This window comes from [Clostridium] hylemonae DSM 15053, from assembly GCF_008281175.1.
Taxonomy (GTDB): domain Bacteria; phylum Bacillota; class Clostridia; order Lachnospirales; family Lachnospiraceae; genus Extibacter; species Extibacter hylemonae.
Map to the genome: position 1 here is coordinate 2,325,593 of NZ_CP036524.1, position 15,547 is coordinate 2,341,139.

A 15,547-nucleotide genomic window follows, 5' to 3' on the forward strand; every position below is an offset into this window, starting at 1 on the left:
CTTACTTTATCGTCGTTCAAATATGCGGAGCTTTGCGCTCTTCGCACGGCTGTTATATTCCAATTCCTCCTCACCTGGAAGAATCGGTTTTCTAGTTAAAATACTCCCCTTTGATTCTTTTCCGCATACACATACGGGAAAATCGCTCGGACAGGTGCACGGATTTTCATTTTTCTTAAACGCGCTTTTTACTATCCTGTCTTCAAGTGAATGGAAGGTTATAATACACAGCCTCCCACCCGGTTTTAATAGATCGATCATCTCATCCAGTGAATCCCGCAGAACTTCCAGCTCCCTGTTCAGTTCAATGCGGATAGCCTGGAACGTCCTTTTGGAAGGATGCCCAGACTTTTTCTGGTATTTCATCGGTATGGCCTGTCTGATGATCTCCGTCAGCTGGCCGGTCGTTTCAATGGACCTCTCCCTGCGTGCGGCTGCAATATGTTTGGCAATGTTTTTGGCAAACTTATCTTCCCCGTAGTCGCGTATCACACGGTAGAGGTCCATCTCACTGTAGTCATTGACGATGTCCCTGGCTGTCATTTTCTGACGCGTATCCATCCTCATGTCCAGCGGCGCATCTTCGCGATAGGAGAATCCCCGCTCTGCCGTATCAAGCTGATAAGATGATACGCCCAGATCGAGCACGATCCCGTCGACTCTGTCAATGCCTAGCTTGTGGAGCTGCGACTTCATATCACAATAGTTGCTCCTGACTATCGTGACCTTCTCCCCGAAGTCTTTTAAGCGGGCGCCTGCGGCCGTTATCGCCGCCGCGTCCTGGTCTATTCCTACAATACTCCCCTTGTTTCCTAAGTGTCTGCATATCTCGTATGCATGTCCACCTCCACCAAGCGTTCCGTCCACATATGTGCCGTCCGGCCTGATGTTCAAACCATTGATCGTTTCATCAAGTAATACTGACTTGTGTTCGAATCCCATATCTTCTCCCTCTAGATACTGAATCCGCTCTCTTCCATATCAGATGCAATATCCTCAATGTTGAGCTCCACTTCAGCATTCTTTTCATCCCATCTTGCCTTGTCCCAAATCTCGGCACGCTTCCCCATGCCGATAAACACGACCTCTTTCTCAAGATGCGCGTAGGTCCTCAGTACAGAAGGGATCAAAGTTCTGCCTTGCTTGTCAAGGTCGCCGTCGGTTGCACTTCCCTGAAAGAAGTAAGCAAAAGCTCTGGCTTTTTTGTCCGTGGTTGTTGGCAAAGCGTTAAGTTTGTCTTCAAAGGCGTTCCATTCATCTTCAGGATATACATATAAGCAGTTTTCCATACCTTTTGTTATGACGAAATTCTCCCCTAGATCGTCACGAAACTTGGCCGGAATGATCAATCTGCCCTTAGGGTCAATATTATGACTGTATTCTCCTTTCAACATTAGAACTCACCCTCTTTCAAGCGGTCTGCCACTTTCGTACCACTTTATACCACTTTTCACCACTTTCTACCACTTGAGTACATTGTAAACCACTTTATGGGTGATTTCAACCCCTTTTTTAGAAAAATTTGAAAGGGGTCAGACCCCTGTGGCCACAGGGGTCTGACCCCTTCCGAAATTTGGACTGTTGTCAGACTTCTTTTTTTGTTTTTCTATCACGCACAAAAATAAGGCACCACAGCACAGACCGGTATATCGTCTATGCTACAGTGCCTTGTAATTACGGCTTTTACAGACTATTCTTCTGTGGTCCCTGCCGCCTCGGACAGGTTATTGGAAAATTCTGTCAGAGCGGTGTAATCAATCTCCACCGACTCTTTCGGTTTATTTGACTTATATGTCCCGTAGGCAGAATACCCAACCCAGCCTACAAGAAGAAGTGCGGCCAGTCCCACGACACATTTGCGGGCAGCGTTCGCGGCCTTCTCTTTTTTCATGATCTTTTTGCGGTTAGCTTTTTCCTGTTTATATCTGTCTACTTTTTCCTGACTCATACTTTTTCGCTCCTTCTATAGCTCCATAACTAAAAGCTATTTTACCATAGTTTCCGGCATTATACAACTACAATTACGCCGCCGTCGGAAGCATACATACTGCTGATTCCAGCTGTATCTACGATGATGACATCCCGGAAATCTGCTTTTTCAAGGATCATCTCCTTCACCTGACGGGCGCGCTCCGGGCAGTTGCAGTGTGAGATAGCAAGGATTTTCCGACCCGGCTCTTTCAGTCTTCTGGCAATCTCATCTACCATTTTCACCAGCGCCTTCTTTATGCCCCTCGCCTGACCGAGCTGGCAGATCGTACCTTCCGCTGTGGCTCCCATCACAGGCTTGATGTTGAGCGCCGTGGCAACTATTGCCTTCAGCCCTGTAAGACGCCCGTTTTTCCGCAGTGTCTCAAGTGTTTCAAGCACAAAATACGTATCCTGCTCCGCGATATATTCTTCTACTGTATCTATTACATCCTGGAAGGACATCCCTTTTTCTTCGCACTCTGCTATCTTCAGCGCTATCAACGTCTCTCCGACAGATGCGGAACGGGAATTAAACACATAAATATCTTTCTCGCCATATTCTTCACAGTAAAGGTTCTTGCCGAGCAGGGCGCTGTTATATGAACCGCTCAGTTCTGAAGAAAGTGTCACTGCATACACATGATCCGCATCACAGTGGAATCCTTCCATATATCGCTCCGGTGACGGACAGGAAGATTTGGGACACTCCGGCGAAGCAGCCACCAGCTTCAGAAATTCTCCCTGGTCAAATGTCTCATCATCCACAATCTGCTGCCCTGCTACTTCTATTTTAAGAGACGCTGTTTCAAAGCAGCCGGACTTCTTCATCTCTTCTGTAAGTTCTCCGCAGCTGTCTACAATCACTTTATAACTCATATCTTTCCTCCCGGCATACCATATCTGTGTTTAGTCGGCATGTCATTTATTGCTATAATATGTAGTTTTCAATACTACATTAGTAATCATAGCACATTTATAATGGAAATAAAAGTATTTTTATTAAAGTTTTCCCAGTCTGTTCAGTCTTCAAACTTGATTTTTCTCGACACACCGAGAGCAATTCCCATCTCTATAGTCAAAAACAGAATTGATGTTCCCCCATAGCTGATAAACGGCAGCGTGATTCCGGTCGTCGGGATGAGGTTGATCACGACCGCCACGTTCAGGATCACCTGCAGGGCAATATGTGCGAAAATACCTGTCACAATGAGAGAACCATATATATCCGGCGCGTTCTGGGCAATAAACAGAAGCCGGTACAGCAGCATTCCGAACAGCACAAGGACCAGAATCGCCCCGAACACTCCCAGCTCCTCACATATAATAGAAAGAATCATATCATTTTGTACCTCAGGTATTATCATCTTCTGCGCACTGTTTCCCAGACCTTTTCCAAAAAAGCCGCCGGAGCCGATGGCGTACAGCGCCTGCATGATCTGATAACCGCCTTCTGCGGCGTGGTCCTCCGGCGCAAGCCAGACAAGTATTCTCCGCATACGGAAGTTCTCGCTCGTCACAAGCACCCGCCCCATGATCTGAACCGCTATCAGTATGACTCCCATACCGGCCGTAAACAGCGCAATAAACGGAGCCGTCTTAGGATGTACGACAAATACCATAATACATGTTATACCCATAACAATGATAGCCGTGCTCAGATTGTCCGTCAGAAACAGGACACAGGCCGCCGAAAAAGCGCCCCACGCAAGTATTTTCCCTATCCCCCTGAGTGTCTTTATCTCTTTTCCCATCTTACAGATAAGCACGGGGATGAATAAGATGATCGCGATCTTGGCCACCTCCGCCGGCTGGAACTGCTGGTCGAATGGAAGCTGTATCCACCGCTTCGCTCCATTCACCTCTTTTCCGAGAGGTGTCTTAACGAGAAGCATTAAAAATACGGAAACTATGTACAGAGGTTTCGCCCACTTTATATAAATGTGATAATCAAACTTTGCCACCACGAAAATCACAATGAGTCCCATCACACAGAATATCAACTGACGTTTAAAATAATGCATACTGTCCCCGTAAGTCACAAGTGCACTGTAAGAACTCGTACTATACAGCATCACAAGTCCAAAACAAATAAGAAATATGAGAACCGCTAGCATACTGTAATCAAAATACCGCGTTTTAGACATTTTCTTTTTTCTTGTCTTCTGATTTCTCGCCATAATATTTACACTCCAATCTACCGTTCTTATTATAACGATATCAGAACATAAAAACAACTGAATTTTGTCTGAATTGCGAAAGGGGTCAGACCCCTGTGGCCACAGGGGTCTGACCCCTTTCGCAATTCAGGTAATTTTCTGACAATTGGAAGTCTGCGGTATTTCACTTATCTCGCACGTTACTCCCATCTCGTCCCACACCCGCCTGCAATGACCGATAAAGTCCTCTTTCTCTCCTGCTTTTGTGATACGGAACAGTTCTCGCCCGCTCCCGGTAAAGCGTACATTGCCATTGCTCACTCTTTTCCCGGACTGAAGTCTGATCTTGCAAGAAGCATACTGCAGCGCCGGCACCGCCTTCGGCAGCACAAAATCTTCGTGAACGTCATATTCTATCAGTCCGAGGTTATCAAGCTGGGCAAGGCTCTGTCTTTTTATTCCGTTCCTATTATAATAGGAAGGATGGTTTCTCATATAGATAAACGGATATATCTCTCCCGGCTCCTGACCACTGACGAGCGTCATGGCGCACAGTCTGCAGAATACCTCTATGTCATCTGCTCCCATAACAGAAAATGTGTTAATGAGCCTCTTTGTGACATCAGGCGAACCGTTTACCTTCATTGCCAGCAGTCTGCCCCATATTTTCTGCAGTTCTTCATCTGAAGTATTCTTCGCATATTCAAAAAAATAAAACAGCCAGTCCTGGTCCACGTGTTCGGGTTTTGCGTCTTCTTTTATCTCTCGTGCAGCATGCTCTATAATTTTCCCTTGATTTATGTATTTCCTCAGTTCATTCCTGGAAGCCGATATCTTAACCGCTTTTTCCAGGCCGTCTATATCCGGATCTTCGATTATATGTGTTTTGTACAGTTCAAGTCCCTCTTCAAAATCCCGCCTCTTACCTTTGGGAGCAAGCAGCCATCCGGTGCCTTTTTCTATCATGTCCAGCAGTTTGACTATAACAGCCCTCGATTCAGACATATCAAACAATGAAAGCTTCTTATCCATATCATTACTCCTTAAAATGTGACGTTATATTTCAATTATAACATCTGTCTTCCGCCGCATCAAATCAGCCTTTTATGAAATACATATTTTACTGCATCTGTGCGCATGATACATTTGAAAGGAGTGTGTGCATATGAAAGAAAACAAATCTTCATTTACAACAGAACGCCCGATCGACTACACGGAAAGCAAAGACGCTTACGACGGAAAAATCAGTTCCGCGGCCTCCGAAAGAGCCGCCGAGCCGCTTCCGGAATCCGAACGTCCAAGAAAAGACGGACCGGGCGGCGAGTAAATACCGGCCAACTTGAATATCCTTTCCTTCTAAAAAAATACGCGCCGCTTCTTTTATTCCTGAAGCGGCGCGTATTTTTTGCCTACCGGTACTGTCCGGGGATCATATCTCTCAGCTTTTCTGTCTCACACTCTTGCATTTCCGGTACATCCGCCAGAGGAAACGGTATGCCCATCGCATCATATTTCTCCAGACAAAGCTTCCGAAACGGCAGCAGTTCGATCTTCTCCACGTTGGGATACTTTGTCAGAAAATCCACCAGTTTCTTAATGTGTTCTTCCGTGTCGTTAATGCCCGGAACCAAGACCCGCCGTATCCAAAGTGGTATACCCAGCTTTTTTGTCAAGTCGAGAAAGGCGGTAACTTCCCGGAAATCTGCCCGGCAGTAGCGTCTGTACTCTTCCTCCGTGAGAAATTTCACATCTGCCAGAACAAGGTCTGTATACGCAAGCACACGTTCTGCCAACTGCAAATTCCCGATGCCGCTCGTGTCCAGCGCTGTGTGGAATCCTTCTTCCTTTAGTATACGAAACAGTTCCGCCGTAAATTCCGGCTGCATAAGCGGCTCTCCTCCGGTCACCGTGACGCCGCCGTTCGTCAGATACGGCCGGTACCTTCGGATCTTTCCCGCAACCTCCTGCGGACTGAATTCCTCTCCTGCTTCAAACTTCCACGTATCCGGATTATGGCAGTAAGCGCACCGAAGAGGGCATCCCTGCATAAATACCACATACCGAAGTCCCGGGCCGTCCACCGCTCCCATAGACTGGAATGAGTGGATGCGCCCGCTACATCGCTTCATGGAAGGTACGTGAAATAACTTCTTTCTGCTGTTCACGTGTCAGCTTGTTGAAGTTCACGGCATAACCGGACACACGGATCGTCAGATTCGGGTACTTCTCCGGGTTATCATAGGCGTCCAGAAGCGTGTCTCTGTTCAGTACATTTACGTTCAGATGATGCGCCATCTGTCCAAAATACCCGTCCAGTATGGCAGTCAGATTGTCAAGCCTTTCCTCCTCCGTCTTGCCGAGTGCCTGGGGAACGATGGAAAATGTATTGGAGATGCCGTCCTTGCAGTATTTATAAGACAGCTTGGCCACAGAATTGAGTGAGGCTAGCGCGCCGTTTTTCTCTCTGCCGTGCATCGGGTTCGCCCCGGGCGCAAACGGTTCTCCCGCCTTGCGGCCGTCCGGTGTCGATCCGGTCTTCTTTCCGTACACTACATTGGATGTGATCGTAAGTATAGAGAGCGTCGGTTCTGCATCGCGGTACAGTTTCTGCTTTTTCAATTCCTCATAGAACAGCTTCACCTGCTCGCAGGCAATGTCATCCACACGGTCATCATCATTTCCGAAAGCCGGGTACTCACCTTCGATCTCGAAGTCCTTGATGAGTCCTGTATCTTCGTCGCGGATACATTTTACCCGGGCATATTTGATGGCAGAAAGCGAGTCCGCCAGCACACTCATTCCGGCGATCCCAAACGCCATAAAACGATGCACCTCTGTGTCGTGCAGCGCCATCTGCGTCTTTTCATATGCGTATTTGTCATGCATATAGTGAATGACATTCATCGTATTTGCATACATCCTCACAAGCCACGGACGGTATGTATCGAGCAGTTCCGTCACCTTTCCATAATCGAGGTATTCCCCCTCGTACGGTTCATGCGCCGGCCCGACCTGGATGTTCTGCTTCTCATCTTTCCCGCCGTTCAGCGACATGAGCAGGAGCTTTGCCAGATTGGCGCGGGCCCCAAAGAACTGCATCTCCTTGCCGATCCTCATGGCAGACACACAGCAGGCGATCCCGTAGTCGTCGCCGAACTGCGGACGCATCAGATCGTCATTTTCATATTGGATCGCATCTGTATCACAGGATACTTTTGTACAGAACTTCTTGAAATTATCCGGCAGGTCTTTGGACCAGAGCACTGTAAGATTCGGCTCTGCAGACGGCTTCAGGTTGTAAAGCGTATGGAGCATGCGGAAGGAATTCTTTGTCACAAGCGTTCTTCCGTCCTCGCCCATCCCGCCGACAGACTCTGTGATCCACATCGGGTCGCCGGCAAACAGCTCATTATAATCCGGCGTGCGCAGATGACGCGCCATGCGCAGCTTCATTACGAAATCGTCAATGATCTCCTGCGCGCCTTCCTCCGTGAGAATCCCTTTTGCAATATCACGTTCAAAATAGATATCCAGAAATGTGGACGTACGGCCAAGACTCATCGCCGCACCATTCTGCTCTTTGATAGCGCCGAGATATGCAAAGTAGAGCCATTGTACAGCTTCCTTCGCATCCGCGGCAGGCCTTGTTATGTCAAATCCGTACATCGCCGCCATATCACGCAGTTTCCCAAGGAAATTGATCTGCTGGTACAGCTCTTCCTGCTGGCGCACATGGTCCACGTCCATGACCTCCATGCTCAGACTGTCTTTATCCGCCTGTTTCTGCTCAAGCAGATAGTCCAGGCCGTAGAGGGCAACACGCCGGTAATCCCCGATAATACGGCCGCGGCCGTAAGCGTCCGGAAGACCGGTGATGAGACCACAGTGTCTGGCAGCTTTTGTCTCTTTGTTATATGCGCGGAACACACCGTCGTTGTGTGTCGTCCTGTACTGGAACTCATCCTCCACCTTCTGTGACAGCTCATAGCCATAGGCACGGCACGCGTCCCTCGTCATGCGCAGTCCGCCGAACGGATTGACCCCTCTCTTTAAAGGACGATCCGTCTGAAGGCCGACGATGACCTCGTTTTCCTTGTCCAGATAACCGGGCTTATAATTCAAAAGAGAAGTGACCGTCTGGGTATCAATATCAAGCACACCCCCGAACTCACGCTCCAGCGCCAGCAGATTCTCGAACTTATGCAGCAGTTTACCGGTACGCTCTGTCGCCGGCTTCAGGAAATCCCCGTTCCCTGTATACGGCGTATAATTATTCTGGATAAAATCACGTACATTGATCTCCTCCTGCCACTTTCCAGGCTTAAAACCTTCCCACTGTGTAAACATCTTCCATTCCTCCTGTTCTCTTTTTGTATGACATCATTCCGCGCTCTCTTTTCATTGGGGTCAGACCCCTTTCGGAAGGGGTCTGGCCCCTATCGACAAAAAAAGAGCAGCACCAGAAAATGATGCTGCCCAGACGGTCGGCTTATTCCAAGACTTCATTCCCCTGTGGTAACCCACATTATCCGTCAGTAATGAAGTCCTTTTTGTTTACTTTACGGGGTGAGTATAACATTAACCACCCTCCAAAGTCAAGCAAATTTTGAAAGGGGTCAGACCCCCTGCATATGCAGGGGTCTGACCCCTTCGACAATTCACACTATTGTCTGACATCAAATTCTGGATTGATCGCATAAAAGTTCTTGCTGTCCAGATTATCCTGTACGATGCGCAGAGATTCGCCGAATCGCTGATAGTGTACGATCTCCCGTTCTCTCAGGAAACGGATCGGCTCACACACCTCAGGATCCTTTACGAGTCTCAGAATATTATCGTAAGTAGTCCGCGCTTTTTGTTCTGCTGCCATGTCTTCGTGGAGGTCTGTTATCGGATCTCCTTTGGACTGGAAGTATGTTGCTGTCCACGGCGCGCCGCTGGCCGCCTGTGGCCACAATGCCAGTGTATGGTCCACATAGTATTTGTCAAAGCCTGACCGTTCTATTTCTTCCGGTGACAGATTTCTCGTCAGCTGATGGACGATGGCACAGACCATCTCCATATGAGCAAGTTCTTCTGTTCCTATATCGGTCAGTATGCCGGTCACTTCCTTATACGGCATCGTATACCTCTGTGAAAGATATCTCATGGATGCTGCCAGCTCTCCGTCCGGTCCGCCGAACTGGGAAATGATCACCTGGGCGATCTTCGGGTTCGTCTGTGTGATCTTTACCGGATGCTGCAGTCTTTTCTCATAATTCCACATATATTAGCATCCTCCTTCCTGCCACGGCCATGGCTCATCGATCCACTTCCACCTGTCTGCTTCCGTATCGGCAGTATCAAGTGTCAGCGGGCCGTAGTATTTGGCATATTCTTTTAATGCCTGTACGCGCTGCTTCTTAAACTCATCGAAGAATTCGAGCGCTTCCGCATTGCATGGATGTGTATCGAGAAACAGTTTTACATCGTCCACCGCAAAGCTCACCACATTGATCCAATCCAACAGTTCCCGTCTGCAAGGTTTATTGTCTGTCATCTCGAACACCCTCCTATCCCCCGGAATGGTTTGTTCAGTTCTTCAAAAATTGTACCGCAGTGAAATCCTTTTTCAACTTCGTACAAGGCACGCCACTTCTGCCACGGTACGTACGCCATTGCTATGGGCATACCGCTCAGTTCGTCACAGGCCGCTCTGTCTTCACAGCAGGCCGGCTGTACTTTCGTACGGCAGCCTTCTTCTCTCATGACAGGCGCTGTTCTGCTGCAGTTATTACGTCTTCCGCACTCAGACGCATTATAACGATAATTCGGCATGTGTCATACTCCTTCCATAATCATTTGCAATACTATAATATGGAACAAACCGGAAAGTTGTGCAAAAAAAGGGGCAGTCGGGAAATCCCGATTTTTAAACTCTAAATCTTAAAATACGAATCTCTCATAGAAATCAGCATTTTTAGTACCCGATATTCTGTGAGAGATTCGTATTTTTTCTTTTCTGTAGATATTTTAGCGCGCAAAAACCCCTTGACTGCATTTTTGAAAGTACACTTTTTCTAAGCAGCATTTTCTTCCGTTTTTCCTTCAAATTTTTTGATCTTATCATGAAGAAAACGATGATATTTGTTCAGGTTTCGACCAATGGCATACAGCATGAATTCTTTATACACCTTCTCCGATGTTCGGTAGTTGAATCTTCGGAAGCTATCGTTTTCTTTGATATCCCCAAAATGTCCTTCTGTTTGAATGGAACGAATCTGGCGGTTTAGGATCCCTTTCTCACTCTGTATGTTTGCATGGGATTCCTCTTTCAATGTTTCCCATTGTTCATTGATCTTCATGATTTTATTTTTCTCTGTATCTTTTTCAGTGTTATATTTATATAAACATTTGGCTTTGTGTTCACAACCACTGCAGTCTGCACATCCATATACCTCAAAAGTTTGTGTATATCCTGCCTGTTCTTTCGTCTCTGTGCGGATATGATGCAGCTCTCTTCCAGCATGACAAACATAATACAGTTCATTTTCAAACACTTGCATTTTCATTTTGTAATACTTTCCAATATCTTCTGTATAAGCACGTGTTTTCCGCTTTTCATGATCCTGCAGTTTAATGTAACTGGATATTTTATTTTCCTTTAAATACAGCAGATTCTTCTCACTGCAATAACCACTGTCTGCCGTCACATCTTCTAAGATCTCCCCGAATGCACTTTTATGCTTTTCCAAAACGGGGATGAGTGTGTTATAATCTGTCCGGTCATTGCTCACATATGCATGGACAATGAAATAATTCTCTACTGCGATCTGAATATTATATGCTGCTTTTAACTGTCCGTTCAGCATGTGGTCGTCTTTCATTCTCATAAAGGTGGCTTCTAAATCTGTTTTAGAATAACTGTTCCTATCCTTTCCCATGATCTCAAAGCACTCTTTGTATCCCATAAGGCGGTCGCCGCAGATTTCTAATTCGTCATAAAGCTGTTGGATTTCTGCTCTTTTCTTTCCTTTTCCGTAAACAAACTCGATCTGTTCCTTCTCTGCGATCTGTGCCAGGTTTTTCTGGAGTTTCAAGCTCTCTAACGGAGAACAGTTATCGATTTCAATGTTCGTATTGTTAGACAGCTTTTTATGTTTTGTCAGTTTTCGTTTCCGATTCTTTTCAATGACATCTCTTACCTTATCCATCCCTTCGATCACAAACATATGTGCATGAGGAATGTCATATTTCGTACCATACTCATTTTCATCGATCAATACGTTATACTTCTGATACAACGAATCAATCGTATCCAATAGCCCTGCAAGATGATAGTTGATCGTCCCTCTCCACACAAAAGTATAGCGGTTTGCATTGGCTTCTATTTTCGTACCATCAATAAAAAGTTCTTTCAATGTGATGAATCCTTCTTTTTGCAAGCGGCGAAGGAATTGATGATTCAACTCATCCAAAACATCAGCCGTCAGTTTTTTTGTTTTTAAATTCATAAAAAGCATCCCGTTTTGGTCTCTGCCCTTTGGTAAGCCAGATAAACGCAAGGTCTCTTTCACACAATTCTACAATACGGTCAACAGCTCTTACCCCACGCATATTTGCATAAGTAACTACAGCATACATCATAATTGGGTTATATCCGATTCTTCCCTTATCTGAACAATTGGCTAACAAGCCAGAAAAATCTAATTCCTCCATCACTTTTTTCAGGGTATAGACTGGATCGTCGTCGGGTAAACACAATTCGAAGAAACTAAAGTTGATTTTCTGTTGCCCAATTTCAAAAAATTCGTTATAATATTTATTGTTTAGCATAGTTACATTATAACATGTAACGGAGAGAAAGATGGTTGTCGTTAGCCATCTTTTTCTCTTTTTATGAAAAAATTTTAGGGGAAGGTGTGGCTCGTATGAGTCACACCTTCCCCTGTTTGGAACTATCTATTTCCCGATAGCCCCTCTCTATCGCCTGCTTATTTTAAGAACATATAAATGATCAACGCTGCCACGGCTACGATCGCTATCCCGAGAATGATCACCGGTACTTTGGACACCTTATCATCCTCTAAATCATAATAATCATCCTCATCTTCCGGCTCCGGCCTTTTCTTCGGCCGCTTTCTCGGTCTTTCATCATCCACGGAAAGCAGTTCGTCATATGCCCTGCGCATTTCCTTTTCACGCTTATCCCGCACTTTTTTCGGAGGAATATTGGCATATCTTTGTTCTTCTTCCTCTTCTTTCTGCTGCTTCGCTCCGGATACTCTAAACTTCTTCCTGCAGTTGAAGCACAGCATGTAATCCGGATCTTTCTGGCTCGGCTTTAACGGCTGGCCGCATTTTGGACATTTCATGGGAATCTGTCCCTCCTCGTTCGTTTATATCTTTTTCACTCACTGCGTATTATACTATATAACCGGATAAATATCAAAACAATTTACACAGCAAATAAAACTTATTGAACTTCTTACGTTCAACCTGAGTTCGTTTCCCTATACCTCGGCAGAAAATCCAAGGTCATCCAGCGCCTCCAGCGCCGTCTTCACACAGTGCTCACAACCGTCTACCGTCACTGTCTTATCCTCAAGATTCACTTTAAAGTCCAGCCCTTCCTCTGTCAAAAGCCTGGAGATCCTCTCCACGCATTTTTCACAATGCATATCTGCCACTTTGATCACTGTCATCTGTCTGCTCCTCCTATTTCATCAATTTTTGAATTGTGTCGCACAGCTCGTCGACCACTTCTACATTTCCGTCCTGTATATCATCCACCACACATGTGTGGATGTGATTGACAAGCAGCTTTTTGCTGAACGCGTTCAGGGCTGCCTGGACCGCGGAAACCTGCGTCAGTATATCCACACAGTACCGCTCCTCCTCCAGCATCTTCTTGATGCCCCTTACCTGTCCTTCCACACGGTTCAGTCTTGTCACCAGTTCCTTATATTCGCCGGCATCCCGGTGCTTTGTACGGCTCGTACAACAGTTGTTTTCTTCCATAGATCCCTCTCCTCTTAACGTACTTGACTTACAATCTCAATCTTCGAAGCCTGAGTGCATTTCCCACGACGGTCACGGAACTTAAGGACATGGCAAGTCCCGCGAATACAGGATTCAGAAGCGTTCCGTTTATGGCATACAGCGCGCCCGCCGCCAGCGGAATACCGCAGCTGTTATAGAAAAATGCCCAGAACAGATTCTGCTTGATATTTCTTATGGTAGCATTGCTCAGCCGGATCGCCTTATAGACATCGTTCAGATCCGACTTCATAAGGACCATATCTCCTGAGTCAATAGCGATATCACTACCACTTCCAATGGCCACCCCGACGTCCGCCTGTACGAGAGCCGGCGCATCATTGATCCCGTCTCCCACCATCATCACACAGCGTCCTTCCTTCTGAAGCTTCTCCACCACATTTGCCTTATCCTGCGGCAGCACCTCCGCGACTACCTCGTCTACTCCTACTTTACCGCCAATATACTCTGCCGTCAACCGGTTATCTCCTGTCAGCATATAAACTTGAATGCCCAGCTCCTTCATACGGGCAATAGCGTCTCTGCTCGTTTCCTTCACCGGATCTGCCACGCTTATGATGCCCACAGGCACAGCTTCTTCTTTCCCGCCGTCTTCGGGGCTTCCCATCCTGCGGATAACAAACATAGGCGTCTGCCCCTTTGCGGCTATTTCTTCCGCCGCCTCACGGTATGGTCCGGGGCTGATCCCAAGCGACTCGCATAGTTTCCTGTTTCCGATATAATACGTGTCGCTGCCAATGACCGCTTCGATCCCCTGTCCAGTGACACTCTGGAACTCTTCTGCCTTCAGAAGTCCGAGGCCTCTCCCGCGGGCCTCCTCCACGATCGCGCGCCCGAGCGGATGCTCCGATGCCTGCTCGCAGGATGCCGCTATGCGCAGCAGCTGTTCCTCGGTCTCCTCATGGCTTACGATCTGCATGACCGCAGGTTTTCCTTCCGTGATCGTACCTGTCTTGTCGAGGACGACCGCATCTGCCTTGTGGGCAATCTCAAGCGCCTCGCCGCTCTTGATCAGAATACCGTTCCCGGCCCCGAGACCTGTGCCGACCATTATGGCCGTCGGCGTTGCAAGGCCAAGGGCACAAGGACACGCGATGACAAGCACAGATACGAATATCGTAAGCACAAACGCAGCGTCATGGCCAAGCAGCGCCCACACGATGGCAGCGATAAACGCAATACACATGACCGCAGGGACAAAATACCCAGCCACCGTATCCGCAAGCTTTGAGATCGGCGCCTTCCTTCCCTGGGCGTCCTCCATCATCTTCACGATCTTTGCAAGCGTCGTCTCCGAGCCGACACGGGTCACTCTGACCGTGACCGCGCCCTGATAATTGACACTGCCGCCGATGACTTCAGAGCCTGCTTCCTTCTCTGCGGGAATACTTTCACCGGTGAGCATGGATTCATCTACTGTTGTCCGGCCTTCGGTGATGATGCCGTCCAGCGGTACTTTATCTCCCGGCCTGATGAGGATCAGCTCATCCTGTCTTACCTGCTCCACCGGCACCTCCGTCTGCTCCCCATTCCTCAGCACGCACGCCGTATCCGGCGCCAGCTCCATCAGCTTTCGGATCGCATCCTTTGTCTTGTTCTTGCTCCGGCCCTCCATATACTTTCCGACCATGACAAGCGTCACCACGATGGCCGCAGATTCATAGTACAAATGATGGACTGCCGTGCTGTCCGAACGTATGAGAAATGTCATCACAAGACTGTACAGATATGCGCTTCCCGTACCTATGGCCACAAGGGAGTCCATATTCGGATGCCCTTTGAACAGACTTTTAAACCCGACAAGAAAGAATTTTCTTCCGTTGAACAAAATGACTGTCGTGAGTATAAGCTGCGCCAGCGCAAAATTCAGCGGGCTGTGATGCATATCCAGCACTGCCGGAAGCGGCATCGGGAAGGGAACCATATGCCCCATGGAAATATAAAGCAGAGGAACGGCAAGTATGATATTTACGATGAGACGCGTTCTCGTCCTGTGGACTTCATCCTCCATCTCCGCTTCTTCTTCCTTCTTCTCCTCTTTATTCTTGTCAGTATGAAGCTCCGCCTGAAACCCTGCTCTCTCTACTTTTCTGATGATCTCTTCCTCAGACAGCGCCTGTTCGTCAAATGTGATCGTCAGTATGCCGGTCGTCAGATTGACACTGCTTCGCGTGACACCTGAAAGCTTCCCCGTGACCCTCTCGACCGCACTGGAGCAGGCTGCACAGCTCATACCACCTATATTAAACTGCTTTGTGATCATATAAGCACCTCCATCTATACCCCTGTTGGGTATTTTGATTATACCTCCATACGGTATATTTGTCAACGGGGAAATCTACAGGATCACTATATTTGCCATCCACAGAAAAAGAGACCGG

16 protein-coding genes, 1 pseudogene and 1 riboswitch are annotated in these 15,547 nt (G+C 47.4%); of the genes and pseudogenes, 1 reads left to right on the top strand and 16 read right to left on the bottom strand.

The features are described from left to right. Nucleotides 1-6 precede the first annotated feature (6 nt). The 6 genes from rsmH to LAJLEIBI_RS10810 all read right to left on the bottom strand — a co-directional run bounded on the left by rsmH (nucleotide 7) and on the right by LAJLEIBI_RS10810 (nucleotide 5,159). Entirely contained in the window at nucleotides 7-942 is a 936-nt protein-coding gene (gene rsmH / locus LAJLEIBI_RS10785; protein ID WP_006442075.1) for a 16S rRNA (cytosine(1402)-N(4))-methyltransferase RsmH, read from the bottom strand. A gap of 11 nt (nucleotides 943-953) precedes the next feature. Beyond that, the gene (gene mraZ, locus LAJLEIBI_RS10790) at nucleotides 954-1,394 is read right to left on the bottom strand and encodes a division/cell wall cluster transcriptional repressor MraZ (RefSeq protein WP_006442076.1); all 441 of its coding nucleotides are present in this window, start codon (nucleotides 1,392-1,394) and stop codon (nucleotides 954-956) included. A 296-nt stretch (nucleotides 1,395-1,690) separates the two neighbouring features. Next, nucleotides 1,691-1,948, bottom strand: a complete 258-nt coding sequence (locus tag LAJLEIBI_RS10795) for a hypothetical protein (RefSeq protein WP_006442077.1) — start codon at nucleotides 1,946-1,948, stop codon at nucleotides 1,691-1,693. A 59-nt stretch (nucleotides 1,949-2,007) separates the two neighbouring features. Next, complete coding sequence (locus LAJLEIBI_RS10800) at nucleotides 2,008-2,847, bottom strand: DegV family protein (RefSeq protein ID WP_006442078.1); 840 nt, start codon at nucleotides 2,845-2,847, stop codon at nucleotides 2,008-2,010. Between the two features lie 143 nt (nucleotides 2,848-2,990). Further along, the gene (locus LAJLEIBI_RS10805) at nucleotides 2,991-4,148 is read right to left on the bottom strand and encodes an FtsW/RodA/SpoVE family cell cycle protein (RefSeq protein ID WP_149301920.1); all 1,158 of its coding nucleotides are present in this window, start codon (nucleotides 4,146-4,148) and stop codon (nucleotides 2,991-2,993) included. A gap of 126 nt (nucleotides 4,149-4,274) precedes the next feature. Beyond that, on the bottom strand, nucleotides 4,275-5,159 hold the full coding sequence (locus LAJLEIBI_RS10810; RefSeq protein ID WP_006442081.1) for a DUF2806 domain-containing protein: 885 nt from the start codon (nucleotides 5,157-5,159) through the stop codon (nucleotides 4,275-4,277). Nucleotides 5,160-5,292: 133 nt separating this feature from the next. Between LAJLEIBI_RS10810 and LAJLEIBI_RS10815 the strand changes: the two genes are divergently transcribed. Continuing rightward, on the top strand, nucleotides 5,293-5,454 hold the full coding sequence (locus tag LAJLEIBI_RS10815) for a hypothetical protein (protein ID WP_006442082.1): 162 nt from the start codon (nucleotides 5,293-5,295) through the stop codon (nucleotides 5,452-5,454). Between the two features lie 82 nt (nucleotides 5,455-5,536). Here the strand turns inward: LAJLEIBI_RS10815 and pflA are convergent, their stop codons facing one another. The 10 genes and pseudogenes from pflA to LAJLEIBI_RS10865 all read right to left on the bottom strand — a co-directional run bounded on the left by pflA (nucleotide 5,537) and on the right by LAJLEIBI_RS10865 (nucleotide 15,429). After that, complete coding sequence (gene pflA, locus LAJLEIBI_RS10820; RefSeq protein ID WP_040434719.1) at nucleotides 5,537-6,256, bottom strand: pyruvate formate-lyase-activating protein; 720 nt, start codon at nucleotides 6,254-6,256, stop codon at nucleotides 5,537-5,539. Further along, entirely contained in the window at nucleotides 6,243-8,474 is a 2,232-nt protein-coding gene (gene pflB / locus LAJLEIBI_RS10825; protein WP_006442084.1) for a formate C-acetyltransferase, read from the bottom strand. The genes pflA and pflB overlap by 14 nt, the downstream gene beginning before the upstream one ends. Before the next feature lie 120 nt (nucleotides 8,475-8,594). Continuing rightward, nucleotides 8,595-8,677, bottom strand: a riboswitch (ZMP/ZTP riboswitch). Between the two features lie 113 nt (nucleotides 8,678-8,790). Next, nucleotides 8,791-9,393, bottom strand: coding sequence for a manganese catalase family protein (locus LAJLEIBI_RS10830; RefSeq protein ID WP_006442085.1), 603 nt, complete (start codon nucleotides 9,391-9,393; stop codon nucleotides 8,791-8,793). Between the two features lie 3 nt (nucleotides 9,394-9,396). After that, nucleotides 9,397-9,666: a spore coat protein CotJB gene (locus tag LAJLEIBI_RS10835; RefSeq protein ID WP_006442086.1), complete on the bottom strand. Its 270-nt coding sequence runs from the start codon at nucleotides 9,664-9,666 to the stop codon at nucleotides 9,397-9,399. Then, nucleotides 9,663-9,944, bottom strand: coding sequence for a spore coat associated protein CotJA (locus LAJLEIBI_RS10840; protein WP_040434720.1), 282 nt, complete (start codon nucleotides 9,942-9,944; stop codon nucleotides 9,663-9,665). Before LAJLEIBI_RS10840 ends, LAJLEIBI_RS10835 begins: the two co-directional genes overlap by 4 nt. A gap of 242 nt (nucleotides 9,945-10,186) precedes the next feature. Then, nucleotides 10,187-11,942 (bottom strand): annotated as a pseudogene (locus LAJLEIBI_RS10845) (IS1182 family transposase). A 158-nt stretch (nucleotides 11,943-12,100) separates the two neighbouring features. Continuing rightward, complete coding sequence (locus tag LAJLEIBI_RS10850; RefSeq protein ID WP_138262649.1) at nucleotides 12,101-12,481, bottom strand: zf-TFIIB domain-containing protein; 381 nt, start codon at nucleotides 12,479-12,481, stop codon at nucleotides 12,101-12,103. A 138-nt stretch (nucleotides 12,482-12,619) separates the two neighbouring features. Beyond that, the gene (locus LAJLEIBI_RS10855; RefSeq protein ID WP_006442089.1) at nucleotides 12,620-12,811 is read right to left on the bottom strand and encodes a heavy-metal-associated domain-containing protein; all 192 of its coding nucleotides are present in this window, start codon (nucleotides 12,809-12,811) and stop codon (nucleotides 12,620-12,622) included. A gap of 13 nt (nucleotides 12,812-12,824) precedes the next feature. Further along, nucleotides 12,825-13,127 carry a metal-sensing transcriptional repressor gene (locus LAJLEIBI_RS10860; RefSeq protein ID WP_006442090.1) on the bottom strand — a complete coding sequence of 101 codons (303 nt, stop codon included), beginning with the start codon at nucleotides 13,125-13,127 and terminating at the stop codon, nucleotides 12,825-12,827. Between the two features lie 28 nt (nucleotides 13,128-13,155). Continuing rightward, nucleotides 13,156-15,429 (bottom strand): heavy metal translocating P-type ATPase, encoded by a 2,274-nt coding sequence (locus LAJLEIBI_RS10865; protein WP_006442091.1) that lies wholly within the window; start codon nucleotides 15,427-15,429, stop codon nucleotides 13,156-13,158. Nucleotides 15,430-15,547: the final 118 nt, after the last annotated feature.